A 22,515-nucleotide genomic window follows, 5' to 3' on the forward strand; every position below is an offset into this window, starting at 1 on the left:
TGATGCCAATCAGTGTAATTATTACGATCATCATATTCCAGCTTGACGATAAATATGATGATCGTCATATTAAGCCTATCAAATATGACAACCATCATTTACAGGAACCGACCATGACACAACAACTGGCTTTGATCACCGGCGCATCCAGCGGCATTGGCGCAACTTACGCAAAACAACTGGCCGCTCGCGGCAGCAATCTGATTCTGGTGGCGCGCGATGCAGCACGTCTTGATGCACTTGCCGCATCACTGCGTGAAGCTCATGGCGTGGAGGTCAGTGTGCTGGCGGCGGATCTCTCTCAAGCGGATGACCTGGCGAAAGTGGCGCGTGAGCTGCGCGAGAACCGCGACATCACGATGCTGGTGAACAACGCGGGAATGGTGGTGGAAGGTGAATTTACCGACGCCGACATTCAACCGATTCAAACCATGCTGTCTCTCAACATCATCGCGCTGACCGAACTGGCCCACAGTGCGGCGCAGGGCTTCCTTGCACGCGGACAAGGCACCATCGTGAATATCGCGTCTGTAGTTGCGCTGGTGCATGAGATGATGAATGGCGCCTACAACGCCAGTAAAGCTTATGTGCTGTCGCTGACGCGCAATATGGACCGCGAGTTGGCGGGCAGCGGCGTGGTGCTGCAGGCGGTATTGCCCGGTTTCACGCGCACCGAGATCTTCGATCGTGCTGGAAAATCGATTAATGAGATCCCCGCCGAGAAGATGATGGAGGTTGAGGATCTGGTCGCCGCTGCGCTGCGTGGGCTGGATGCTGGTGAGCTGATTACCATCCCATCGGTGGAAGACATGGGCCTGTGGCAGAAGCTGGATGAAGCGCGTAGCGCGATGATTCCGTTTATCTCGCTGAATAAGCCTGCTTCACGTTATTTGTAAGAGTTAGAGTTTATGGGTAAGGCGCGTGGTGCGTCTTGTCTCAAAAACAGATCGGGGTTGGGTGGTTTGGATGATCATTCGTTGTAAGAAGGGATTTTTGTTTGGAGATCAATGACTCATGCATTGTTCTAATTTTCACCAACCGATTGGCGAACGCTGGATCACCTATCCGAGATACTTTATAATCCCCGCTCCGCTGGCCCCTTAGCTCAGTGGTTAGAGCAGGCGACTCATAATCGCTTGGTCGCTGGTTCAAACCCAGCAGGGGCCACCAAATTTAGTGATTAAAATCATGATAATAAGCCACCTCTTACGGTGGTTTTTTTGTTTCTGTGTTTTGCAGTGGCGATAAAATGGCGATGGTTTTTTACCCCCATGCCTTTCAAAGCTGTTCATAATTGCCCGGTGAAGAACTCGCCATCGACGAACTCAAATATGGCGAACTGCATCGCCAGAATGCGGACGATCTCGATAAGTCGTAGTATTTTGTGCAAGTGAAATGGCTTGAAACCCTCAGTGAGCAGGAAGCCAGGAGCGAGGTTGGGTTCTTCGGCAGTCAAAATACCGTTTCCCAAGTGACGGCACACTGTTGAAAGATTGAAAATCACTTCAGATACTGGAATACGAACGAGTAAAATTTTCCAGAATCCCGGCACATCTTAATGATGGTCCTTCTCATACTGAACTCCCTTAAATAGCCCTTTTACAAAACGCTTCATACTCGCCCAAACGGCTTAAAACCAGCTCATATGGATACATTCAGTATCGTCACTCACACAACGAATGTGCACCTCTACACAGATTTGAAAGGTTCTAAGCCCGCTGAATTGACCTTATAACTCGAATGGATACATATTAATAACGCAAAGGAATGATTTCCAAATGTAAGGAAACAATATGTATCACAGCGATTCGATACTCACAGGCATTAAAGCCGATGAGTTGATGGCATCACAGCTTGAAAAAGCGCTTTTGGGTGTAAAAGACCAAGCTCTTCTACAAGCCAGTAAAATTGGCGACGGCGCAACGCGTTTGATGTATTACACATCTTGCTTCACCGATAACTATCAAGATGTATGTGCAAAGCTAAAAGAAGAAGATCTGCGCTTTCTCGATGGTATTTCCGAAGTTGTCAAACGGCGTGACATTATCTACAGACTGGTTTACATCTATTTTGAAGAAATCTTTAGATTTAAAACACGTGAACAACTTGCAGCAATCAAGTCTGGTTTATTAAAAGCAGGTGTGATCATCTCCGCCAGCACACTAAACAACCAGGCTTTTGTCATCGGAATAACAACCATTGTGTGCCTTGGCATTAGCTTTAACTCATCCATTGTCGCCTGGACAGGCAAGGCCGCTGCACTGACCGTAACCGGGCTAGGGCTATATGGCATAGTACAACAAGCTGCTGATAGTGCTGAACGGCTTAGGCTACAAGCACCGATATATTATCATGCCCTTCACATGCAAAGACTCGAAATGATGTATTTCCTCGTCGAGCCTACTTTTATGAAAGCTAGAGCATTTGATGGTGATATTACCGACGTAATAATTAACATGGTGAAGTAGGCATGAGAAAATTTCTCAAACAATGGCTGAAGGCCCAGGCATCATATTTTTTCTGGGGCTACATTCCGCTTATTTTCATTCTTACTTTCGGAGTAATTGCCGTAACGTACTTCCGCACCTATGCACTACAGGCAACAGGTATTTTTATAATACTGACCTTTGGGTTTGTTACCTGGTTTAACCGTCCTCGTTAAATTTAAAAGGAACTTAATTATGTCAACTCCAGCTCATTTATGGCTAACAGATGAAAACGGATCACCAATCGTTGGTGAATGCCTGATGCCCACACGGCTCGGTTCAATAGAAATGCGCACTCTGACGCATAACATCACAATCCCAACTGATAGGAACACTGGAAGACTAACCGCAACTCGACTCCACGCACCGATTGTGTTCCAGAAAGAATTTGATCAGACAACACCTTTATTATTTCGCGCTCTGTGCCAAGGAAGAACGCTTAAATCAGCAACAATCAAGATGTACAGGATTAACGAAGCCGGAATCGAAACTGAATATTTTAACATTGTGTTGGAAAACGTAAAAATCACCAGTATTACCCCATCACTCGTACCCTCAGGCATTGCAAGTACACACATGGAAAATATCGAGATCCGTTATGAAACAATCATGTGGAAGTATGTTGAGGGAAATGTACAGTTTAAAGATGGTTGGAACGAGCGAATGATCGCTTAATAAAATAGCCATCACCTGGCGTTGTTAAGCCGTGTCGACGTCAGAAACAAGCTTGACGTTGGCGTGGTCTCCCGCTCATGAGTCACCAGGAGTTCAGAAAATTCACCTTGGATTTTTCTGATGTTCGGCAATGCCTATGCCGAGATGCGCCGCAACACGCAGGGTGCCCTGCTCCCCGTTGATTAATACACCTCGATGTTAGTAATATCTTTGCCCAATTACATTTCCCGGCAGTCACACGAAGGTGGGATATCTTTCGGCAAACATCTTCTGATAAACCATCAAGTAAGCTCACTCTCGGCCTATAAAAATCCCGTTAAGCACAACGATAATAAAAAATGCTAAGTCGAGCCACCAGCACTAAAATCACCAAACAAAAAATCTACCGCTCTGTAGCTAGTTCAACGGCTATTGAAACGGGTGAAGCTGTAAAGAAAATTGAGCAAAATCTTGAGCAGTACAAAGTTAAGGCAAAAGTTATCGGTTCAGCTCGCTAATTCGGTAAATATCATCATCACTCACTTGAATAGCGGTTCACAGCCAGGTATCCAAATATTCAGTTCTTAACGGTCTTTATCCATTCATCAACTAATAGTTATCTCCTCACTGGTGTGAGCTATCCCTAATAACGTGCCACCAACATATCATATTGACCAATCTGCTCCTGCTTTTTATCGAACAACCCAATAACATGCCGTTATTTTATTTGCGAAGAATAAATTGAATAACCTACTATTACATACATCAGCTAACGCATAAAAAAAAAAGAAATTTATTTTAATCCCGAATCTTCCACCCCTAATATAAAACTTCTTATCCCATAGAGCGTAATGATTGCCAACACAACAGAGAAAATGACAAAACATACAAGCAGCGAAAGCAGAGGATTGACTATACCTCCCAAACTAGTGAAATCACTCAGAAGAGCAAGCTGTTCAGAGGTAAAGGTACGAAGAATGATCTCCGGTATAATTAGAATATAAATAATAACAACCAATACATAAATTAAGGTTTTTTTAGCCTTTTTCATCTTCTTTCTTGCCCTTGCTAATGAACATGATCAAAAATTGAGTAAAGGATACATCATGGAGCGAAGGTATGTCACAGACCTATTTACAGCTGAAGATGCAGTCCAATAAGCAGCTAGCGGTAGCATTAACTCATTCATTAAGCCAGATCCATGCCGATCAGATATCCACTATAGATATGTTCAAGATGGGTGCACAGCGGCTCACCAACTATGGATCCTGCTTTGACCCTAATGAATATTATCGTAGCTCATGCCGTGATACCTGGAGAGAGGACAAAAGGTTAGTTCTAGCGTTAGGTGAGATCTATAAAAGGAAAGACGTAGCATTAGATATGGTCGAAATATATTTTCGTAAGACCTTCACAAAGCTCGGTGACCAAAAAAGCAATAATCTCGTCTCTCATATCCAAAAAATGTTAGGGATAGCAGCAGAACACGCTTCAACTAAATCCAGCAAATTGGCCCTATCACTCACGATTGCCAATTTGGTGCTCGGTAGCGCCGATTTTAAGAATAAGCATATCAAGCTCGTTAACTCATTTTCCACATGGTTTGTGAATGGAGCTACGCTTTACGCCAAGGCACAGACAGCTGCCTCAGCAGTCAATCAATTAAAATTTCAAGATCCTGCATACTATCAAGCCCTATCAAGAGAAAATATTGAAATGCTTTACTTCCTCATTGCACCACAAATGTCTGAAATCATCTATCAGGTGAAATCGGGTGATAACAATGAAGAAAAAATTGCAGGTGCTTTATACGAGATTTTGAAAAGATGAAGAGAGCACTTTTGTGGTTAATTCAGTCATTCATCTACCTCATACCCCTCGCAGCCCTTGTGGCAGGTATCTATATATTCGTACGATTCATTCCAAATTATGCTGCATTCCTGAGTATATCTTGGGTGATCTTTGTTTCCTTCATATACATCAAATACAACAGATGGTATTGAATATTTTCAATACCATCTGTCAGTACTCTATTTTAACTTCCGACCCAAGTCATCGATGATAGAACTTCCCCACATCTGGAGGAAACGAAATCGTATCGCAACCCATCACTCCCCTTCCAATCCAAAAACCTGCCACCTTACCGAACTCACGCCCTTCTCCAGACTGATCCTACCCACCAGATTCTCCAGCTGATCCGTCATGCTCGGTTTCCCCAGCACTTCGGCATTCACCTCCATACGGTGTGGCGGATCCATATCCTCGCTATGCAGTGATTGCAGGCGCAAGCCGCTGCCACCGAGGCTGTGCAGCATCAGGCTGCGCACCTGCACTTCATCCTGCGCCAGACAGATGATCTGCACTTTGTAGTGCTGCACCACTTCTTCAGCCGGCACCAGGCTTTGGCGATTGATCCCTTGCGCCAGATCGCGCAGCAGAATGTTGGCACAGAGGATCACCATGCAGCCGATTGCCGCTTCCAACAGCAATCCCATGCTGCACAACACGCCTACGGCGGCGGTACACCAAAGGGTTGCGGCGGTGTTCAGTCCGCGCACGTTGAGACCATCGCGCATGATCACGCCGCCACCGAGAAAGCCGATACCGGAGACCACATAAGCCGCGACGCGTGAGGCATCGGTGGCGATGCCGGGTACGCTTTGCGTCATCAACACAAATAAACACGCGCCGGTGCTGACCAGCGCATTAGTGCGCAAACCGGTCATACGTTGGCGAAGCTGGCGCTCGCTGCCAATCAGCGCGCCCAGAACCAGCGCGACAGTGACGCGCAGTAAAAAGATTTTCCAATCCATCATAAACCTCACTCCGCCGCTTCATGTGACGGAACATCAGGGGGTAATAAATGGATTACAGCCGGTGCCATTACCGCTGAAATTCAGCAGCATCACGCCAAAAAAGAGGGGGAGATTCAGGAAGGAAATCCACCGTCTTAACGCACGGTTAAGACAGCGTAGAGGGCTATCTTACCGCAGGGACCTTTTGTAATCGTTCGGGACAGGTGTCCAAGGCTTTTATCCTCATGGGTAAAAATTCGCCGGGATTCTAAACCCCGCGCCCTGTTATGGCTACTCTGAATAGCGCTTTCGTTTAGGTTGGGTTCAAGACACCTCGATCCGGTTACCCGCGCTGTTGATGCCTTTAATCACCGTGCTATCTTACCCACTCGCTTTACCGCAACCGGATCAACAGCAATGGCAAAACAACGTGTAGGAATCGTGTTTGGCGGCAAGTCCGCTGAGCATGAAGTGTCGTTACAATCAGCAAAAAACATCCTCGAAGCGATTGATAAGAGCAAATATGAGGTGATGTTGCTGGGCATTGATAAACAGGGCGAGTGGCATCTGAATGAGGCATCAGGCTTTCTGCTGAATGCTGATAATCCAGCGTTGATTGCCCTGAACCGCTCAGGCGAAAACGTGGCGCTGGTGCCGGGCAGTGCTTCGCAGCAGCTGATTAGCCGCCAGCAGGCACAACCGCTGTCACAGCTGGATGTGATCTTCCCGATTGTTCACGGCACCCTGGGTGAAGATGGATCGTTGCAGGGCTTGCTGCGCATGGCTAACCTGCCATTTGTCGGTTCGGATGTACTGGGATCGGCGGTGAGTATGGACAAAGACTTCACTAAGCGCTTACTGCGTGATGCAGGATTGAAAGTGGCACCATGGATTAGTGTCACTCAGGCGCAGCGTGCTCGTCTGGATGCGCAAGCCGTGGTCGATCAGTTTGGATTACCGCTGTTTATCAAGCCAGCCAATCAGGGTTCGTCCGTCGGCGTGAGTAAAGTGGATCGCGTTGAAGATTTGGCGGCAGCGCTTGATCTGGCCTTTACCTTCGATCGCAAAGTGCTGATCGAACAAGGCATTAAAGGTCGCGAGATTGAGTGTGCGGTGCTGGGTAATGATGAACCAGAAGCCAGCCCGTGCGGTGAAGTGGTGGTGCATGATGCCTTTTACTCCTACGACACCAAATATATCAGCGCAGACGGCGCGCAAATCGTGGTGCCTGCTGCCATCACTGAGCAAGAAAGCACAGCGATTCGTGAGGTGGCGATCCGCGCTTTCCAGGCGCTGGAGTGCTTCGGCATGGCGCGCGTAGATGTGTTCCTGACGGAGCGTGGCGAGATTGTGGTGAACGAGGTGAATACCTTGCCGGGCTTCACCAATATCAGCATGTATCCGAAGTTATGGCAGGCGGCAGGATTGAGCTACAGCGATTTGATTACGCGGTTGATTGAGCTGGCGCAGGCGCGACATCAGCAGAGCAGCCAGTTAAAAAGCAGCGTTTAATCAGTAAGATCAGAGCCGTTTCCTGGTGTGCATGAAGGTACAACTGAGCACGTGGGTAACGGATCAGACCGGGCACACAGGTAACACTTTTTGCTGGTCTGGCTAACGTTGCTGTGGGTATCGTGCACGGCCCCATAAAGGCCAGCCCGATCGCAAAGGAATCACGCATCCATGCAGATCGGCCGCCGCTCCCGGCGGCGGACGCTTTGCTCTTCGGGCTGGCCTTTACGGGGCTTTTAGCATGGTTATTGCTGTAGCCGGTGCTGGCATCGACATGCTCACCAACCGTAGCGATGCAATCTATTGCCCTTTGCGCTGCAGCCAGTGTTGGCATCAATATCCTCCCCCACCGTTGCGGCGCAGTTTATTGCGCATTTGCGCTGCAGCCAGTGATGGCATCAGTATTCTCCCCAACCGTCGCGGCACAATCTATTGCCCTTTGCATACCTCAGGCCACGTCATTCACCATGCTGCGGGGTTCCATCGCCGGAGAGGTTTGATTGCGGCCATTGCGCTTAGAGAGATAGAGATTCTTATCCGCCGCTGACACCAGGCGATTGATCACGCCAGGCCACTCGCGTTCGTTGATGCCGCTGCCGCGCGCCAGACCTAGACTGGCAGTCACGGTCACGGTGTTGCCCTGAATCCAGAACTTCTCTTTGACCATCGCCTGACGGATGGCTTCCGCCAGTTGATACAGTTGCAGGTGGCTGTAGTCAAACACCACCACCACAAACTCCTCGCCGCCAAAGCGACACACCATGCCGCGATTACCCACCACTTTCTGGATGCGACGCGCAATCTCTTCCAGTACGCCATCACCGGCATCATGGCCGAAGTTGTCGTTGATCGCTTTGAAATAGTCGACATCCAGCATTAAGACGCCTGCTTCGCGCTGCAGGGAGAAAGGCTCTTGCTTCAGGCTTTCATATAAGCCTGATCGCGACAGCAGCTGAGTAAGGAAATCGAAGTTAGCACGCAGCGCCAGGCGATGATTAAGCTGGCGGACCGCATCCATACTTACTGCCACCAGCAGTGGGCTTAAGGCCACGGTGGCAACACCCAAGCGCGCCGATGTCAGGTGGCTGATAGGCAGCAGCGCGTCATCGCCCTGAATATTCATCACACCATGTGAAACGAGAACGATCTCAGTGATGCCGGTAATCAGGATCACCAAGCTTGTAACAGGAATCGGTAACACGATGGCGCACCAGATCAGCGCCGGCACCGGGAAGGTCAGGCTGCCTGCGCCACCAATCATTGCGCCCATGGTTAATGAGAGTACCACCGCCGCCAGCGGCAACAGCTTGCCGGGATGCAGCAAGGCGCGTGGGGAAACACTGCGCAGAGAGCGCGCCAGCATCACCGGTAACAGCATTAATGAGGTGGAGAACTGCTCGCTAAACCAGTCGCCCCAGGCCACCACAAAGCGTGCATTGAAATCGATATCCTGCGCCCATGCGCCCCAGGTCGCACAGGCGGCGGCCCCGAGAAAACAGGCCGGGAAGATGCGCATCGCATTGAATACCTGGCTGTTAGCGGAAGGTGGCTGCAGATGCTTAATCAGCATACTGACTGAAACGAGGATAAACAGGATATTAGCGAAGTTGACCGTCACGGCGGGCAGCGCCCAGCCTGAGAACACCGTGTCGTTAAAAATCATCGCAGCAAAACACACCAGATAACTGGAGGTGGTATGCAGGAAAGGATTGCGCACCATCAAACCGGCAATCAGTGCATTCACCGGCCAAAACAGTGAAAATTCCTCAGGAATGCGCAGATGACTGCCAATAAAGCAGAAAAAAAGCGTAATGAGGAACAGCGAGAGTGCATTCTTTTTTAAATTATTCTCAGCAAACAGCTTAACGCGCATACGTCTGAACCCTGTGACCTGGAAATCGCTGCTCTCTGCCCACGGGCATCAGCAAGCATTAAACCTGAAATACCCGTGTGATGATTCGGCAATTAAGCGGGTGTTCGTCAACCTACTCTGCGACTGGGGGTGCTCAATCGCTGCAATTATGCCCTGCAAATAAAAAAATCGGATATCCGAGATATCCGATTTTTACCTTAAAAACCCGTTTTTAAGCAAAGTGATATTGCTATTTCACCGCAACTGGCCACTGACTCAGACGAATACCACGCTGAGGGGCGTTTTCACCGAAATCCTTCAGGACCGCTTTGACGTCCGGGTCCATGTACCTGGCGTTATCATGATCGACAATCACCGTGCTGTTTTCCGGGATCTCCGCCAGCAAACCCTGCAATTTCGGGTTGTGCATAAAGGTCAGATTCTGCTGGAAGCGCAGGACGTAGTGATCATCATGGCGGGTTAACTGCAACGCATTACGATGGCTCTTATAAATGCTGTAGAGGATCTGCGTGGCGATCCCGATGCCAATACCTGCCAACATGCCAAACACGATAATGCCGCCAATGGTGGCGAGAAAAGGAACGTACTGCTGCGCCCCCATACGGAATTGCTCAACGAACAGGCGCGGCGTCGCCAGCTTGTAGCCGGTGTACAACAGCACGGCCGCGAGGCTGGCTAACGGAATGGTATTTAGCAGATCGCTGAACCACAGCCCGCAAATCAACAACAGCGCGCCGTGGATCAAAATGGAAAGCTTGCTTTGCGCCCCGACGCTGACGTTCACCGAGCTGCGTACAATCACGGCGGTGATAGGCATCGCACCCAGCAAGCCAGCCGTCAGGTTGCCGACGCCTTGGGCGAACATCTCTTTATTAGGTGACGGCGCCGGATGCTGAGAGCGCAACTTTTTCAGTGCCTCCTGGCTCAGCAACGTTTCCAGGCTTGCCACCAGCGCCAGCGTCACGGCGACCACCCAAACCGACGGATTTTGCCATGCCAGCCAGTCCGGCGTTTCCAGTTCAGCCGCCAGTGCCGACAGGCTGTCAAAGGCCGGCAAGACGATGCGGGGCAGCCCTTCCGCCAGGCTTGGCAACAGGCGATCGCCAAACAGCGTCGCCATACAACCGAACAGCACCGCGACTAACGGCCCCGGGATCCAGCCCAGCGCCTTAACCGATTTCACTACGGGAGTGGTCCACAGCCACAAAATCGCCAGGCCGATGCCTGCTACCAACATCGCACTGAGAGAAAACTGGAAATCGCCCTGCACCAGCGAGACCAGCTCGGCATCCCCCGCTGCACCGAGTGCGACGGGGACCTGCTGCATAATCAACAAAATACCGATTGCAGCCAACATCCCTTTAATCACGCTACTCGGCACCAGGGAAATAAAGCGACCGGCGCGCAGCACGCCGAACAGGCACTGCAACACGCCCGCCAGAATCAATGCGGTGAGAAAAGCCGAGAAGCTGCCGAGTGTTTCGATCGACGCGACCACAATGGTGACCAGACCCGCTGCCGGGCCACTAACCGCAAAACGTGATGGGCTCAGCGAGGTGACCAGCAGGCCACCGATCACGCCAGTAAGCAGCCCGGCAAAAGGCGGTAAACCGCTGGCCTGCGCAATGCCTAAACAGAGCGGCAGGGCCACCAAAAACACCACCAGTCCGGCGGGTACATCCTGACGCAGTGTATTCAGATTCATGGCACAGGTCCCTCGGCAAATGGCTGGGCCAGCTGTTTCAGCGGACCGATCCACAACAAATGTGGTTTGTGCTGATGCAGATACTGCGCAAAATAATCTGGATTACGCTCAAGGCGCTGTAATGCCCCGCTGCAATTTTTCGCTAATAAGGGTTTTAGTATCGTCATAATTATCTTTTCTCTACTGCCAGAAATAGGATTTTCAGGCTGAGCCACAGGAGTTTAAAAGCCGCAAGGACAGGCGGTGAAAGGCAAAATCCGCGATCCTTCACAGAAATTGTTTATAGCTGCTAATGCTTGGTGTTGCATGCTGAATATTTCCACGCGCCATAAAACAACACGTTCTGTAAAATTAACGTCAAAAAATGTCATTCGAACGTAATTTAGTGCAAGCGAGAGAGTTGACTTGAGAATCAGCATATTAAATAAATATCAATCAATTAAGACGAGATTTAAATCATTCATTTCAAATGAAATGACAAAAATATACACGCACTCTCTTTATGCCTATGCACTGGTATGGTGATATAAACATTTTGGGGTGAGAAAAATCTTAATTATAAAATTTATGATTAGCGTGATTCACCGGACGAATATTAAATTAGCGGCATTTTTCTCTAAAATACTACCAACAACAAAGCAAGATATCAGGAAAATAATGAGGGTAATAATAATGACGAAGAAAAGTAAATATGACTGGTCCTGAATGAAGGATTAATAGCGCCTGCCAGAGAGGCGCTATTTCGCTTGACGAATTATTTACCGTTCCACGCTTTCAGGCGAGCTTCACGGACCTGAAGCTGCTGTTCCGGCGTCAGCTTATTGTAGTTTTCCGCCATGCCGCTTTCCCAGTCACCGTACAGTGGATTAGGCAGCACGATAAACTGGGTGCCAAAACGCTGATGATTAAGGCTAACGAACTGCTGGCGTTGCGCATTGCCCTGATGCCAGGTTCCACCGCCGAAGTCATTCAGGTTATCGCCCACATACAGCACCACGTTGTAGCCGGCATTTTTGATGGCATCAAAACGATCCTGTTTGTTGGAGTTCCCGGTGCTGAGGCGCACGGTTTGGTCGCTGACGCCGCTGAAGCCCAGCTTGTTGAGGTTATCCACTGTCGCCGCGTAATCCTTTTGGTCGCGGTTGGAGACGTAGAACATGGTGCCACCATGGCTGTTCACGTAGTTGGCAAACTCTACTGCGCCCGGCACCGCAGTGGCCTGACGCGCCTGAGTCCAGGCGGACCAGGTTTTACCGGAGAACGGCTGACCGTTTTTCGCCTGCCATGCGCTGTAGGCGCTGTTATCGATCATGGTTTCATCCAGATCGACGATCACCGCTTTAGGCTTGCCCGCCAGCGAAGGGGCGGCATCAAATGCCATACGGGCGCTGTTGAATGCCTGCCAGCTTAACGCCTGATATTCCCCAGACTGCTGGAACCAGTTCACCGCCAATACCGATTGCTGGCTGAGTTGCTGCTGAGCCTGCTGTTTGGCGGGTTGTGCGCATCCTGTCAGCAGCAGCGCAAGCATGCCGGACGCCGCCAGCAACGTGGTGTTTTTCATCATTTCATCCTTAAGTGATTATGGTCAGTTTGTGTAAAGCTTTAAAAATGTAGCAGTTAACGTAAGCTGTGGGCAGAAGAAAGCTGCCGCCCAGTCAAAGGAGACACTTATGTCACATGCCGGACCGCGCTCAACCCTGCTTGATGCTCTGCCATGGGTTGATTATGCCTTTCAGCCTGCGGGCCAACCGGTGCCCACCGATGCGGCTTATGGCCAGCAGCGCCATACCGCCACCGTGGTGCTGGCGACGCAGAATCAGCCGCCGAAAAGCTGTGAATCAGATGGCGTAATCGGTGACGATCACCTGCCCGTGGCGGTCTATACCGCAGACTGCCTGCCGGTGCTGTTTGCCGATACCCAGCACCATCTGGTTGCGGCGGTGCACGCAGGGCTAAAAGGGACGCTGGCAGGCGTGCTGAACAGCGCGATTGATGGCCTGCTGGCGCGCGGCGCTCGCCCTGACACGCTGCGTGTCGCCATTGGCCCGGCGATTGGGCCATGCTGCTATGAGTTGGGTAAGGATTTAGTGGCAGAGATGCAGCAGCGTGATGATTTACCTAAATTAAAATGGGCCAGCCAGCAACCGCAAAATAGCGCGGCGATCCGTCCGCAGGCCCGCGCGCATCATCAGGGTGTCTGGTTTGATTTGCCGCATCTGGCGCGGGGATTGTTGTTACAGCGCGGTATGGCGGCGCAACACATTGAGCTGCTGAATGTGTGCACCTATTGCATGGCAGAGTCGGGATCGAGCTATCGCTTCAACACCCATTTTGACAGCGGCTTCCAGTCACGTTTTTCGTGGATTCGCCGCCGGGATTGATGGCTTCACGTCCCTGTGAAGCCGTGACCTCAGTGGATGATGGCGTTGAGTGCCAGCACACCCGCCAGGCCGAGGATGGAGATCAGCGTCTCCATCACTGTCCAGGTTTTCAGGGTTTCCACCACGCTGAGGTTGAAGTAACCCTTGAACAACCAGAAACCCGGATCGTTAACGTGTGAGGCGATCACACTGCCCGATCCCACCGCCAGCACCATCAATGCCGGATCGGCATGGGTCGCAGCAATGATCGGCGTGACGATCCCCGCCGTGGTGATCGCGGCCACCGTCGCCGATCCCAGTGCGATACGCAGCATGGCGGCCACGGTCCAGCACATCAACAGCGGAGAGAGCGACGATCCTTTCATCATGTCGGCAATGTAGTTACCGACGCCGCTGTCCACCAGCACCTGCTTAAAGGCACCGCCGCCAGCAATGATGAACACGATCATGGCGATGGCGGCAATCGACTCGCCGCACATATCCATCACCTCTTCCATCTTGCGTCCATTGCGCAGGCCCAACGTCAGCACCGCAATCACCACCGCGATAAACAGCGCCACCGCTGGGTTGCCGATGAACTCAAAGAACTGACGCAGCGGGTTCTCTTTTGGCGTGGTCAGCTCAAACACGGCGGCAATCGCCATCAGCACCACTGGGATCACCGCCGCAAAAATACTGATACCGAAGCCTGGCATCTCATCTTCACTGAAGATTTTCGGGTTGTACAACCCTTCCGGCGGCGACTTCTCAAAGCTCTTGAGGAATTTCGAGAAGATCGGCCCAGCCACGATCACCGTAGGAATGGTGATGATCATGCCGTACAGCAAGGTAGTGCCGAGATTCGCACCAAAGATGGTGGCGATGGCAGTTGGACCGGGATGCGGCGGCAGGAAGCAGTGCGTCACGGAGAGCGCAGCCACCATCGGTACGCCGACGTACAGCAGGGGCAAACCGGCCGCGGCGACGATGGTGAACACCAGCGGCAGCAGCAACACGAAGCCCACTTCGTAGAACATCGCCAGGCCGACGATCAAGCCGGTGACCACCAACGCCCATTGCAGCCGTTCCTTACCAAAAGCCGCAATCAGGGTGGTGGCAACACGCTGTGCCGCACCGGTATCCGATACCAGCCGCCCGAGCATGGCACCGAAGCCGAGGATCATCGCTAATCCGCCGAGCGTTGAACCGATACCTTTCTGGATCGAGGCCATCACGTTAAGCGGTGTCATGCCTTCGGCAATCCCGACCACAGCTGAGACAAACACCAACGCAATGAAGCCGTTAACCTTGAAAACAATCATTAACACCAGCAGCAGTATCACACCCAGCACAATAATGGTTATTGGCATTTTTTATTATCCTTAGAAATACAGAGGGGTGATTAAGGTTTAGGCGCGGCCCGGCAATAATGCCAGCCGCGCCATGGCATTACACGGCGACGCGCATACCACCATCAACAAACAGCAGATGACCATTCACGAAATCAGAGGCACCAGAAGCGAGGAACACAGCCGCACCAATCAGCTCTTCCGGTTTACCCCAACGAGCAGCTGGAGTGCGTTTGGTAAGCCAGCCGGTGAAGGCAGGATCGTCGGCCAGCGCCTGCGTCATTTCAGTGACGAAGTAGCCCGGTGCGATAGCGTTCACCTGGATGTTATGACGTGCCAGCTCGACGCACATGCCGCGCGTCAACATGGTCACCGCCCCTTTTGAGGCAGCATAAGGCGTGATAGTGTCGCGGCCCAGCTCGCTCTGCATCGAACCAATATTGATGATCTTGCCGCGTTGACGATCGACCATTTTCTTCGCCACGGTTTGTGACACCAAAAACACCGCGGTCTGGTTAACGGCAATCACGTCATTCCAGTCCTGCTCTGGGAATTCCAGGAATGGACGACGACGCTGAATGCCGGCATTGTTGACCAGAATATCGATCGGCCCCCACTCCGCTTCAATCTCATCCACCGCTTGTTGCACCTGGGCAGACTGCGTCACATCAAAGGCTTTGGCGTGCGCGCGCAGGCCCAGCTCGCGTAATTTTGCGGCGCCCTTCTCTGCGCCCTCAGCGGTGGTGGCGTTAATAATCACTTCCGCGCCGGCTTCACCTAAACCCCGTGCCAGCAGAAAGCCGATGCCGCGCGCAGAACCGGTGAGCAATACACGTTTGCCTTCGAGGGAAAATAACTGACTCATCACTGCTCCTTAAAAGGTTAACTGAACTTTCGCTGCACGGGTTTTGTCCCCGGCAAACTGCAATGCTGCATCGATGTCCTGCAAATCGTATTCACCGCTGAACAACGGCAGCGGTTGCACTACGCCGGTCGCCAGCCACTCCACGGCGGTGTTGAACTCGTGCGTGAAGCGGAAAGATCCAACCAGCTGAATCTCTTTGGCAATCAGCGCCATAATTGGGAAGTTCGGGATGGTGCCGCCCATGCCGACCTGCACAAGCGTGCCTTTGGCACACACCACATCCAGACAGCGTTGCAGCGAAGACGGGTGGCCAGACGCTTCAAACGCCACATCGAAATAGCCTTTATCCGCCAGATACGGCGTGAAATCTCCGTCGGCGGCGTGGATCACCTCGCTCGCGCCCATCTGCAATGCCATGCTCAGTGAACGCTCACTGATATCGCTGCACACCACTGAAGCGGCACCACGCGCTTTGGCGGCGGCGGCAATCAAGCAGCCAATCGGCCCCACGCCAGAGATAAACACGTGCTTGCCGGTGAGATCGCCCGCCTGATGCGTAGCATGAATGCACACCGCCAGCGGCTCGGCAAACACCATCACTGTTTCATCGGCGTCCTGTGGGAAGGGAACACACTGCTTGCTGTCCACCACTTTGTATTGGGTGAAACCGCCATCCACGTGCGGTACGTACATGGCGCTGCCGAAGAAGCGCATGGAGGTGCACTGGTTTTCCTGATCGCGCTGGCAGTATTTGCACTCGCCACAGGGTTTGGACGGGTTGACCGCCACTTTCTGATCCGGCTTGAGGTTAGGATCATCACTCTCGACCACCTGACCGATAACTTCATGGCCGAGGATCATCGGCATTTTGACTTCAAAATTGCCGACCTTACCTTCCTGATAGTAGTGCAGATCAGAACCGCAGATGCCTCCGCGCGTAACCCGCACCAGCGTGCCTTTACCCTCCCACTTCACCTGCTGCTGCGCGACGCTGACCTGTTTTTTACCGGTGATCACGCAGGATTGTGTTTCGATATTCATGATTTCCCCATTTGGTGCTATTGCAATGGCGCCATAACAACGGGATCCGCACGACAAAACTGTGAACCAGATCACTCAAAATCATGTTACGAAAAAGGTGTTACCTGGAACGTGAACTACTCGTGCTGAAGATGGAACCTGGATCACTTTTTACTGGCGAAAACCAAGAACGGTCTGGGGGATTAAGCGGGAATGAATATGCCATTATCGCCACACCCTCACCTGGGAATGTTGTTTAGATTGAATCTGACAGGAGTCATAACCAAAGAGCTAATTCATTAGCCCGCATCTTCATGTTCTTTCAGGGCGCGCAGGTTTCTTCCCGTGCCTGGCGAAGGAGTCCGAACCTTTCGCTAGCGACTTGCCGCCCTGCTTTTTTTGAGGTTTCTCACAGCCTGAACGCCACGAATTTCCATCCCGCCCTTTTCCCGCTACAGTTCACTCATCCGACCACTTTCTGAGACTGTGATCATGACTGAGCATTACGCCCACTTGTTTACCCCGCTTGATCTGGGATTTACCCAACTGAAGAACCGTTTTTTGATGGGCTCAATGCACACCGGACTGGAAGAGCATGCCGATGGTGCTGAGCGCCTGGCGGCGTTTTATGCCGAGCGGGCGCGTGAAGGCGTGGCACTGATCGTGACGGGCGGCATCGCGCCAAATCCGCAAGGGGTGGGTGCGCAAGGGGGAGCCGTTCTTAACCAGGAAAGCCAGTGCGACTGGCACCGCACGCTCACCGATGCGGTGCATGCGCAAGGCGGTAAAATTGCCCTGCAAATTCTTCATACCGGACGCTACAGCTATCAGCGCGATCTTGTGGCGCCTTCGGCGTTACAGGCCCCGATTAACCCCTTTACCCCGCGTGAACTCAGCGATGCGGAGATTCAGCAAACCATTGCTGACTTCGCGCACTGCGCCCGCTTAGCTCAGCAGGCCGGTTATGACGGCGTGGAGATCATGGGCTCGGAAGGCTATCTGATTAATCAGTTTTTGGTCGCGCGCACCAACCATCGCGATGATCACTGGGGTGGCGATGTCGTGCGGCGTCGGCACTTTGCGCTGGCGGTGACCCAGGCGGTACGTGAAGCAGTGGGTAACGAGTTTATTATTATCTTCCGCCTGTCGATGCTCGACCTGGTAAATAACGGCAGCTCGCTGGAAGAGACGCTGACGCTGGCAAAAATGCTGGAACAGCGCGGCGTGACGCTGTTTAACAGCGGCATTGGTTGGCATGAAGCGCGCATTCCCACCATCGCCACCTGCGTGCCGCGCGCTGGATTCGCCTGGGTGACACAGCACTTACGTGAAGCCGTGTCGGTACCGGTTATCGCCACCAACCGCATCAATCATCCACAGGTGGCGGAAACGCTACTGCGCGATGGCGTCGCCGATATGGTATCGATGGCCCGCCCCTTCCTCGCCGATGCGGCCTTTGTGCGCAAAGCACAAGCCGGGCAGCCCGATGCCATCAATACCTGCATCGCCTGTAACCAAGCCTGCCTCGACCAGATTTTTGTCGGCAAGGTCACCTCTTGCCTGGTCAATCCTCGCGCCTGCCATGAAACGTTGATGCCGATTGTGCCTACGCAGCATCGCAAACAGATTGCGGTAGTAGGCGCTGGCCCCGCAGGCATGGCATTTGCGCTGCAGGCGGCACAGCGTGGGCATCAGGTCACGCTGTATGAGGCCGATGCGCAGATCGGCGGTCAGTTTAATATCGCCCGGCAGATCCCCGGCAAACAGGAGTTCAGTGAAACGCTGCGCTATTTCCGCCATCAGTTGGAAGCCGCAGGCGTGGCGATCCATACGCAGCATCGTGTCTGTGCAGATGAACTGGAAAGCGCCGATGAAGTGGTGATTGCCACCGGTATTACGCCACGCCAGTTGAGCATTCCCGGCATCGATCACCCCAGCGTGCTCAGCTATCTCGAGGTGATCCGCGATAAAAAACCGGTGGGACAGCGCGTGGCGATCATTGGTGCCGGCGGCATTGGTTTCGATACCGCCGAGTTTTTACTGCATCGAAATGAACATGAAGACTTCTATCAAAGCTGGGGCATCGATCGCAGCATGCAGGCGCGCGGCGGATTAGTGCGCCCGCAGCCGCTGGCAGCCGATCGGCAAATCTGGCTGTTGCAGCGTAAGTCGGGTAAACCTGGTGCTGGACTGGCAAAAACCACTGGCTGGATCCACCGCGCCAGTTTGCAGGCACACGGGGTGCAGCTGTGGGGCGATGTGGAATATCTGAAGATTGATGATGAAGGACTGCATCTGCGCCATCAAGGCGAGGCGATCACGCTGGCAGTGGATAATGTAGTGATTTGTGCCGGTCAGGAACCGATGCGCCAGTTGGCGGATGAATTGACCGCACGCGGTAAAGCAGTGCGGCTGATTGGTGGCGCGGATGTGGCGCAGGAGCTGGATGCTCGCCGCGCCATCGCTCAGGCGACTGAACTGGCGCTCAGTGTGTGATTAACGCAGTTTAACCGAGCGCAGCACCACAAATTTGGCATTGGACGCCACCAGCTCACAGTTACCAAACAGCTTTTTCATTTTGACGTGATAACCGAGGTGGCGGTTGCCAACAATGCGCAATTCGCCGCCATATTGCAGGCAACGTTTGGCATCACGCAGCATTTGCCAGGCCAGATGATCGGTCACCGCGTGCTGCTGGTGGAACGGTGGATTACACAGCACGGCGTGCAGCCGATCCGACGGGAACCCACTCAGCACGTTGTTAACGCGGAACTGGCAGCGCGCCAGATCCTGCGGACGGTTCACTTCCACATTGAGCTGGCTGGACGCCACCGCCATGTAGGATTCGTCATAGAACAGCACCTCAGCATTCGGGTTCTGCTCCAGCGCCAGTAAACCAATCACGCCGTTACCGCAGCCCAGATCGAGGATTTCGCCCTCAATATCCGACGGCAGATGCTGCATAAAGAAGCGTGCGCCGACATCCAGCGAACCGCGTGAGAAGACGTTGGCGTGGTTATGGATCTGGTAAGACGAATCATCCAGCGGCCAAACCGTTGTGTCTGATACCTCCGGCAATTTCGGTTCCGTGAAGGTGCAGTAAATCAGACGGGCCTTCTTCCACGCCAGTGACGTTTTGCTCTCACCGAGGATGCGGTCAAACAGCTGTTGCGTGGAATTATGAATGTCTTTGGCTTTTGCCGCGCCGATGATTAGCGTATCAGGCGTGACCACTTTGCGCAGCGCACGCAGTTGATGCTCTAACAGCGCCAGTGCTTTCGGGATTTTGATCAATACGGCGGCAGGCGCGGCCGGCAGTGGTGCCAGGCTATCGATAAAGTGCACCTGATCTTCATCCATCTCATTCAGACGCAGGTTCTGTTTCGCCGCCATCTGGCTGAGCCAGGAATCGCTCACGTGCCAGACTTCACGGTTGCCTAATCCACAGGTCAAGGCGCCAAAGTTGTCGTTGAACACCAACACCGGTCCTTCTGGCAGGGCTTGCTGCAACAGGTATTCATCGGCGGAATCCCACGCCTGTAACGGGCTTTCTTCACGCATTGGCGGGAAGCGCTGCAACGTCAGCGTGCGATCGGTCAGTTCAAATTGGCTCATGGAATCTCCGGCGTGGTACACTTTGCGCGATTTTCGCCCTAAAAAGGGGGCGCAGTATACTGTCTTTCGTCGGGAATCCCAATGTCATTAATCTATCTGCAGGGTTACCCTGAAAACATCCTCGAACAGGTGCAGTTGCTGATTGATAATCAGCGATTAGGCAGCTTTTTGCAGGAACGTTATCCCGATACCCACGATATAGTCAGCGATCGGGCACTTTACGATTACACCCAGGCGATGAAAAGCCGCTATATGCGCAGCGCGCCGCCAGTGAGCAAAGTGATTTGGGATAACAAAATCAAGGTGATGAAACATGCGCTTGGCCTGCACACGGCCATTTCACGCGTGCAGGGTGGCAATCTAAAGGCCAAAGCCGAGATTCGCATCTCCACCTTCTTCCGCCTGGCGCCGGAACCTTTTCTGCGCATGATCGTGGTGCACGAACTCGCGCACCTGAAAGAGAAAGAGCACGATAAAGCGTTTTACCAACTCTGCTGCCATATGGAACCGGATTATCACCAGCTGGAGTTTGATGCTCGCCTGTGGATGACAGACCAGGCGATGCGCGGCAACGCGGCTTAAAGAAACTCCTGCGCCTTCTGTATCAAACTGGTTTTGGTCAGGGCGCCCATAAAACGGCGCTCCTGCGGGTTGTTTAGCACCGGCAAGCGCTCCAGCGTCACCCGGGCAAATGCCTCCCAGCCTTCCCGCATACTCTGATTCTGATAAATACACGGAAAGTTATCGTCCATCACACTGCTAACCGGCGAATCCAGGGTGATCTCCTGCGTCAGCACTTTGCGGGAGATATCGTGAATCGACACCACGCCAAGGAACTGCCCAACGCTGTTGATCACGTAGACATAGCGTTCACGTTTGAGCGAACTCACCGCCAGCGCCTGCCCCACTGACTCTTCCGGTTGCAGCGCCGCGCCGGGGATGATCAGCTGATCCACGCGCATATTATCGAAGTCGAATTTGGCTTCTGAACGACTAAAGTGATTGCTCACCACCGGATAGGTGCTGGCGGATTGCAGCCGGTACACCACCATGGAGGCCAGCACCGAGGCAATCATGATTGGGAACAGCAGGCTGCTGTTGAGCGTCATTTCCAGCACCATCAACATCGCCATCAACGGTGCCTGACTGACTGCTGCCAGCACCGCCGCCATGCCAATCGCCGCATACAGCAAGGTGTTACCCACCGGTATATGCAGCACTACGCCAATCTGCGCCAGTGCCACGCCCAGCAACGCGCCTATCAGTAAAGAAGGGGTAAACAGCCCGCCCACCGCGTTCGATCCCACCGACAGTGTGGTCGCCAGGGTTTTCAGCACCAAGAGGCCCACCAATCCCGCCAGCACATAGTGACCATCAATGATTTTCACGATCACTTCGTAGCCATTGCCCAAGATATCCGTGGAGATCAGCGCCAAAAAACCCACCGCTAAACCGCCTAACCCCAGGCGTGCGGGCAGAGATGAGATACGAGCAAACTGCGCTTTACTGCGTGCAATCAACTTAATCAGTAGCCAGCCCGCGCCCCCCGCCACCAGGCCAATCAGGATGGTCATCAGCAAGCTGCTGATATCCATCTGGAATAGCGCTTCGGAGAGTGGATAAAGCGCGCTGCGGAAACCCAATGACCACATGGTCATCACCGCCACCGCCGACGCGACAATCAACGGGATCAGCCGTTGTAAGGCTGAGATACCGAAGGCAATTTCAGCCACGAAGATCGCGGACGCTAAGGGAGCGTGATACACCGAAGAGAGCCCAGCCGCCGCGGCCATCGCCACGATATCGCTGTTGCGCATCTGCGGAAACCAGCGGCCGATCAGACTGCCGCTCAGCGCCGACAGCTGCACCATCGGCCCCTCTTTACCGATCGAGGCGCCGCTGCCGATACTGGCAATTGATGACAGCGCACGGAACAAGGAGGTTTTGGTCGGCACCGCATCCAGACGGGCGTTGATCACTTCGAGGTAATCGGTTTTGACCGTTTCCTGTTTCTCGATCGCCACGGCAAAACGCAGGAAATAGCCCGCCAGTACCCCGCCCGCGCCCACCAGCAACGGCCAGAAGATCCACGGCCAAACGTGCATCGCCACGGTGATTTCGCTGTCGCTGTTAAACAGCAGACGGTTGATGAGATCAATCACGCCGCGAAAGGCGAGCGTCACCAGCGAGGCGACAAATCCCACGGGGATAGCGATTAACAGCGTGGTCCAGTTCAATGCATGTTTACTTCCACTCACCCACGCGTCCCCGTTTGCTG

The 22,515-nt window shown here is 52.8% G+C and carries 20 protein-coding genes, 1 tRNA gene and 1 pseudogene; 10 read left to right on the forward strand and 12 right to left on the reverse strand.

Annotated features, from left to right (window positions below; translation table 11 throughout):
- Nucleotides 1–113 precede the first annotated feature (113 nt).
- Nucleotides 114–896, forward strand: a complete 783-nt coding sequence (locus tag QMZ30_RS10405; protein WP_283227292.1) for an SDR family NAD(P)-dependent oxidoreductase — start codon at nucleotides 114–116, stop codon at nucleotides 894–896.
- A gap of 198 nt (nucleotides 897–1,094) precedes the next feature.
- Nucleotides 1,095–1,170 (forward strand) — tRNA-Ile (locus QMZ30_RS10410).
- Nucleotides 1,171–1,288: 118 nt separating this feature from the next.
- Here the strand turns inward: QMZ30_RS10410 and QMZ30_RS25880 are convergent.
- Nucleotides 1,289–1,552 (reverse strand): hypothetical protein, encoded by a 264-nt coding sequence (locus tag QMZ30_RS25880; RefSeq protein WP_502921471.1) that lies wholly within the window; start codon nucleotides 1,550–1,552, stop codon nucleotides 1,289–1,291.
- 241 nt (nucleotides 1,553–1,793) lie between these two features.
- Between QMZ30_RS25880 and QMZ30_RS10420 the strand changes: the two genes are divergently transcribed.
- From QMZ30_RS10420 to QMZ30_RS10430, 3 genes are all read left to right on the forward strand, one after another.
- Nucleotides 1,794–2,468 carry a hypothetical protein gene (locus QMZ30_RS10420; protein ID WP_283227293.1) on the forward strand — a complete coding sequence of 225 codons (675 nt, stop codon included), beginning with the start codon at nucleotides 1,794–1,796 and terminating at the stop codon, nucleotides 2,466–2,468.
- A gap of 213 nt (nucleotides 2,469–2,681) precedes the next feature.
- A complete protein-coding gene (locus QMZ30_RS10425; RefSeq protein WP_283227294.1) occupies nucleotides 2,682–3,161 on the forward strand; it encodes an Hcp family type VI secretion system effector in 480 nt (159 codons plus the stop codon).
- Between the two features lie 338 nt (nucleotides 3,162–3,499).
- The gene (locus QMZ30_RS10430; protein ID WP_283227295.1) at nucleotides 3,500–3,658 is read left to right on the forward strand and encodes a hypothetical protein; all 159 of its coding nucleotides are present in this window, start codon (nucleotides 3,500–3,502) and stop codon (nucleotides 3,656–3,658) included.
- A gap of 275 nt (nucleotides 3,659–3,933) precedes the next feature.
- Here QMZ30_RS10430 and QMZ30_RS10435 read toward each other — a convergent pair whose 3' ends face one another.
- Nucleotides 3,934–4,191, reverse strand: coding sequence for a hypothetical protein (locus QMZ30_RS10435; protein ID WP_283227296.1), 258 nt, complete (start codon nucleotides 4,189–4,191; stop codon nucleotides 3,934–3,936).
- A 68-nt stretch (nucleotides 4,192–4,259) separates the two neighbouring features.
- Between QMZ30_RS10435 and QMZ30_RS10440 the strand changes: the two genes are divergently transcribed.
- Nucleotides 4,260–4,970: a hypothetical protein gene (locus QMZ30_RS10440; RefSeq protein ID WP_283227297.1), complete on the forward strand. Its 711-nt coding sequence runs from the start codon at nucleotides 4,260–4,262 to the stop codon at nucleotides 4,968–4,970.
- 278 nt (nucleotides 4,971–5,248) lie between these two features.
- Here QMZ30_RS10440 and QMZ30_RS10445 read toward each other — a convergent pair whose 3' ends face one another.
- Complete coding sequence (locus tag QMZ30_RS10445; RefSeq protein WP_283227322.1) at nucleotides 5,249–5,953, reverse strand: MgtC/SapB family protein; 705 nt, start codon at nucleotides 5,951–5,953, stop codon at nucleotides 5,249–5,251.
- 399 nt (nucleotides 5,954–6,352) lie between these two features.
- Between QMZ30_RS10445 and ddlA the strand changes: the two genes are divergently transcribed.
- Nucleotides 6,353–7,447: a D-alanine--D-alanine ligase gene (ddlA, locus tag QMZ30_RS10450; protein ID WP_283227298.1), complete on the forward strand. Its 1,095-nt coding sequence runs from the start codon at nucleotides 6,353–6,355 to the stop codon at nucleotides 7,445–7,447.
- 448 nt (nucleotides 7,448–7,895) lie between these two features.
- Here ddlA and QMZ30_RS10455 read toward each other — a convergent pair whose 3' ends face one another.
- The 4 genes and pseudogenes from QMZ30_RS10455 to QMZ30_RS10470 all read right to left on the reverse strand — a co-directional run bounded on the left by QMZ30_RS10455 (nucleotide 7,896) and on the right by QMZ30_RS10470 (nucleotide 12,589).
- Complete coding sequence (locus tag QMZ30_RS10455) at nucleotides 7,896–9,320, reverse strand: GGDEF domain-containing protein (protein WP_283227299.1); 1,425 nt, start codon at nucleotides 9,318–9,320, stop codon at nucleotides 7,896–7,898.
- Between the two features lie 229 nt (nucleotides 9,321–9,549).
- Nucleotides 9,550–11,019: a SulP family inorganic anion transporter gene (locus QMZ30_RS10460; protein ID WP_283227323.1), complete on the reverse strand. Its 1,470-nt coding sequence runs from the start codon at nucleotides 11,017–11,019 to the stop codon at nucleotides 9,550–9,552.
- 50 nt (nucleotides 11,020–11,069) lie between these two features.
- A pseudogene (locus QMZ30_RS10465) lies at nucleotides 11,070–11,192 on the reverse strand (carbonic anhydrase); the annotation flags it as partial.
- Nucleotides 11,193–11,779: 587 nt separating this feature from the next.
- Nucleotides 11,780–12,589: a 5'-nucleotidase, lipoprotein e(P4) family gene (locus QMZ30_RS10470; protein WP_039328497.1), complete on the reverse strand. Its 810-nt coding sequence runs from the start codon at nucleotides 12,587–12,589 to the stop codon at nucleotides 11,780–11,782.
- A 109-nt stretch (nucleotides 12,590–12,698) separates the two neighbouring features.
- Here QMZ30_RS10470 and QMZ30_RS10475 point away from each other — a divergent pair, with 109 nt between their 5' ends.
- Nucleotides 12,699–13,409: a purine nucleoside phosphorylase YfiH/LACC1 family protein gene (locus QMZ30_RS10475; protein WP_283227300.1), complete on the forward strand. Its 711-nt coding sequence runs from the start codon at nucleotides 12,699–12,701 to the stop codon at nucleotides 13,407–13,409.
- A gap of 29 nt (nucleotides 13,410–13,438) precedes the next feature.
- Here QMZ30_RS10475 and QMZ30_RS10480 read toward each other — a convergent pair whose 3' ends face one another.
- The 3 genes from QMZ30_RS10480 to idnD all read right to left on the reverse strand — a co-directional run bounded on the left by QMZ30_RS10480 (nucleotide 13,439) and on the right by idnD (nucleotide 16,643).
- Nucleotides 13,439–14,758, reverse strand: coding sequence for a gluconate:H+ symporter (locus QMZ30_RS10480; RefSeq protein WP_283227301.1), 1,320 nt, complete (start codon nucleotides 14,756–14,758; stop codon nucleotides 13,439–13,441).
- Between the two features lie 79 nt (nucleotides 14,759–14,837).
- Nucleotides 14,838–15,602, reverse strand: coding sequence for a gluconate 5-dehydrogenase (gene idnO, locus QMZ30_RS10485; RefSeq protein WP_283227302.1), 765 nt, complete (start codon nucleotides 15,600–15,602; stop codon nucleotides 14,838–14,840).
- A gap of 9 nt (nucleotides 15,603–15,611) precedes the next feature.
- Nucleotides 15,612–16,643 carry an L-idonate 5-dehydrogenase gene (gene idnD, locus QMZ30_RS10490; RefSeq protein ID WP_283227303.1) on the reverse strand — a complete coding sequence of 344 codons (1,032 nt, stop codon included), beginning with the start codon at nucleotides 16,641–16,643 and terminating at the stop codon, nucleotides 15,612–15,614.
- A 471-nt stretch (nucleotides 16,644–17,114) separates the two neighbouring features.
- Here idnD and QMZ30_RS10495 point away from each other — a divergent pair, with 471 nt between their 5' ends.
- Nucleotides 17,115–19,118 carry an NADPH-dependent 2,4-dienoyl-CoA reductase gene (locus QMZ30_RS10495; protein ID WP_283227304.1) on the forward strand — a complete coding sequence of 668 codons (2,004 nt, stop codon included), beginning with the start codon at nucleotides 17,115–17,117 and terminating at the stop codon, nucleotides 19,116–19,118.
- Here the strand turns inward: QMZ30_RS10495 and rlmG are convergent, their stop codons facing one another.
- Nucleotides 19,119–20,237, reverse strand: coding sequence for a 23S rRNA (guanine(1835)-N(2))-methyltransferase RlmG (rlmG, locus tag QMZ30_RS10500; protein ID WP_039328489.1), 1,119 nt, complete (start codon nucleotides 20,235–20,237; stop codon nucleotides 19,119–19,121). It lies immediately after the preceding gene.
- A gap of 81 nt (nucleotides 20,238–20,318) precedes the next feature.
- Here rlmG and QMZ30_RS10505 point away from each other — a divergent pair, with 81 nt between their 5' ends.
- Entirely contained in the window at nucleotides 20,319–20,819 is a 501-nt protein-coding gene (locus QMZ30_RS10505) for a M48 family metallopeptidase (protein WP_283227305.1), read from the forward strand.
- Here the strand turns inward: QMZ30_RS10505 and QMZ30_RS10510 are convergent.
- Nucleotides 20,816–22,495 carry a chloride channel protein gene (locus QMZ30_RS10510; protein WP_039328487.1) on the reverse strand — a complete coding sequence of 560 codons (1,680 nt, stop codon included), beginning with the start codon at nucleotides 22,493–22,495 and terminating at the stop codon, nucleotides 20,816–20,818. The two genes, QMZ30_RS10505 and QMZ30_RS10510, sit on opposite strands and share 4 nt — an antisense overlap.
- Nucleotides 22,496–22,515: the final 20 nt, after the last annotated feature.

Source organism: Pantoea sp. EA-12 (genome assembly GCF_030053355.1).
Lineage (GTDB): Bacteria > Pseudomonadota > Gammaproteobacteria > Enterobacterales > Enterobacteriaceae > Pantoea > Pantoea vagans_C.

Coding starts and splice junctions, on each gene's coding strand:
- QMZ30_RS10470 (WP_039328497.1), bottom strand. CDS start 12,589: ATGAAAAACACCACGTTGCTGGCGGCGTCCGGCATGCTTGCGCTGCTG.
- QMZ30_RS10440 (WP_283227297.1), top strand. CDS start 4,260: ATGTCACAGACCTATTTACAGCTGAAGATGCAGTCCAATAAGCAGCTA.
- QMZ30_RS10430 (WP_283227295.1), top strand. CDS start 3,500: ATGCTAAGTCGAGCCACCAGCACTAAAATCACCAAACAAAAAATCTAC.
- QMZ30_RS10405 (WP_283227292.1), top strand. CDS start 114: ATGACACAACAACTGGCTTTGATCACCGGCGCATCCAGCGGCATTGGC.
- idnO (WP_283227302.1), bottom strand. CDS start 15,602: ATGAGTCAGTTATTTTCCCTCGAAGGCAAACGTGTATTGCTCACCGGT.
- QMZ30_RS10425 (WP_283227294.1), top strand. CDS start 2,682: ATGTCAACTCCAGCTCATTTATGGCTAACAGATGAAAACGGATCACCA.
- ddlA (WP_283227298.1), top strand. CDS start 6,353: ATGGCAAAACAACGTGTAGGAATCGTGTTTGGCGGCAAGTCCGCTGAG.
- idnD (WP_283227303.1), bottom strand. CDS start 16,643: ATGAATATCGAAACACAATCCTGCGTGATCACCGGTAAAAAACAGGTC.
- QMZ30_RS10505 (WP_283227305.1), top strand. CDS start 20,319: ATGTCATTAATCTATCTGCAGGGTTACCCTGAAAACATCCTCGAACAG.
- QMZ30_RS10480 (WP_283227301.1), bottom strand. CDS start 14,758: ATGCCAATAACCATTATTGTGCTGGGTGTGATACTGCTGCTGGTGTTA.
- QMZ30_RS10495 (WP_283227304.1), top strand. CDS start 17,115: ATGACTGAGCATTACGCCCACTTGTTTACCCCGCTTGATCTGGGATTT.
- rlmG (WP_039328489.1), bottom strand. CDS start 20,237: ATGAGCCAATTTGAACTGACCGATCGCACGCTGACGTTGCAGCGCTTC.
- QMZ30_RS10455 (WP_283227299.1), bottom strand. CDS start 9,320: ATGCGCGTTAAGCTGTTTGCTGAGAATAATTTAAAAAAGAATGCACTC.
- QMZ30_RS10445 (WP_283227322.1), bottom strand. CDS start 5,953: ATGGATTGGAAAATCTTTTTACTGCGCGTCACTGTCGCGCTGGTTCTG.
- QMZ30_RS10420 (WP_283227293.1), top strand. CDS start 1,794: ATGTATCACAGCGATTCGATACTCACAGGCATTAAAGCCGATGAGTTG.
- QMZ30_RS10435 (WP_283227296.1), bottom strand. CDS start 4,191: ATGAAAAAGGCTAAAAAAACCTTAATTTATGTATTGGTTGTTATTATT.
- QMZ30_RS10475 (WP_283227300.1), top strand. CDS start 12,699: ATGTCACATGCCGGACCGCGCTCAACCCTGCTTGATGCTCTGCCATGG.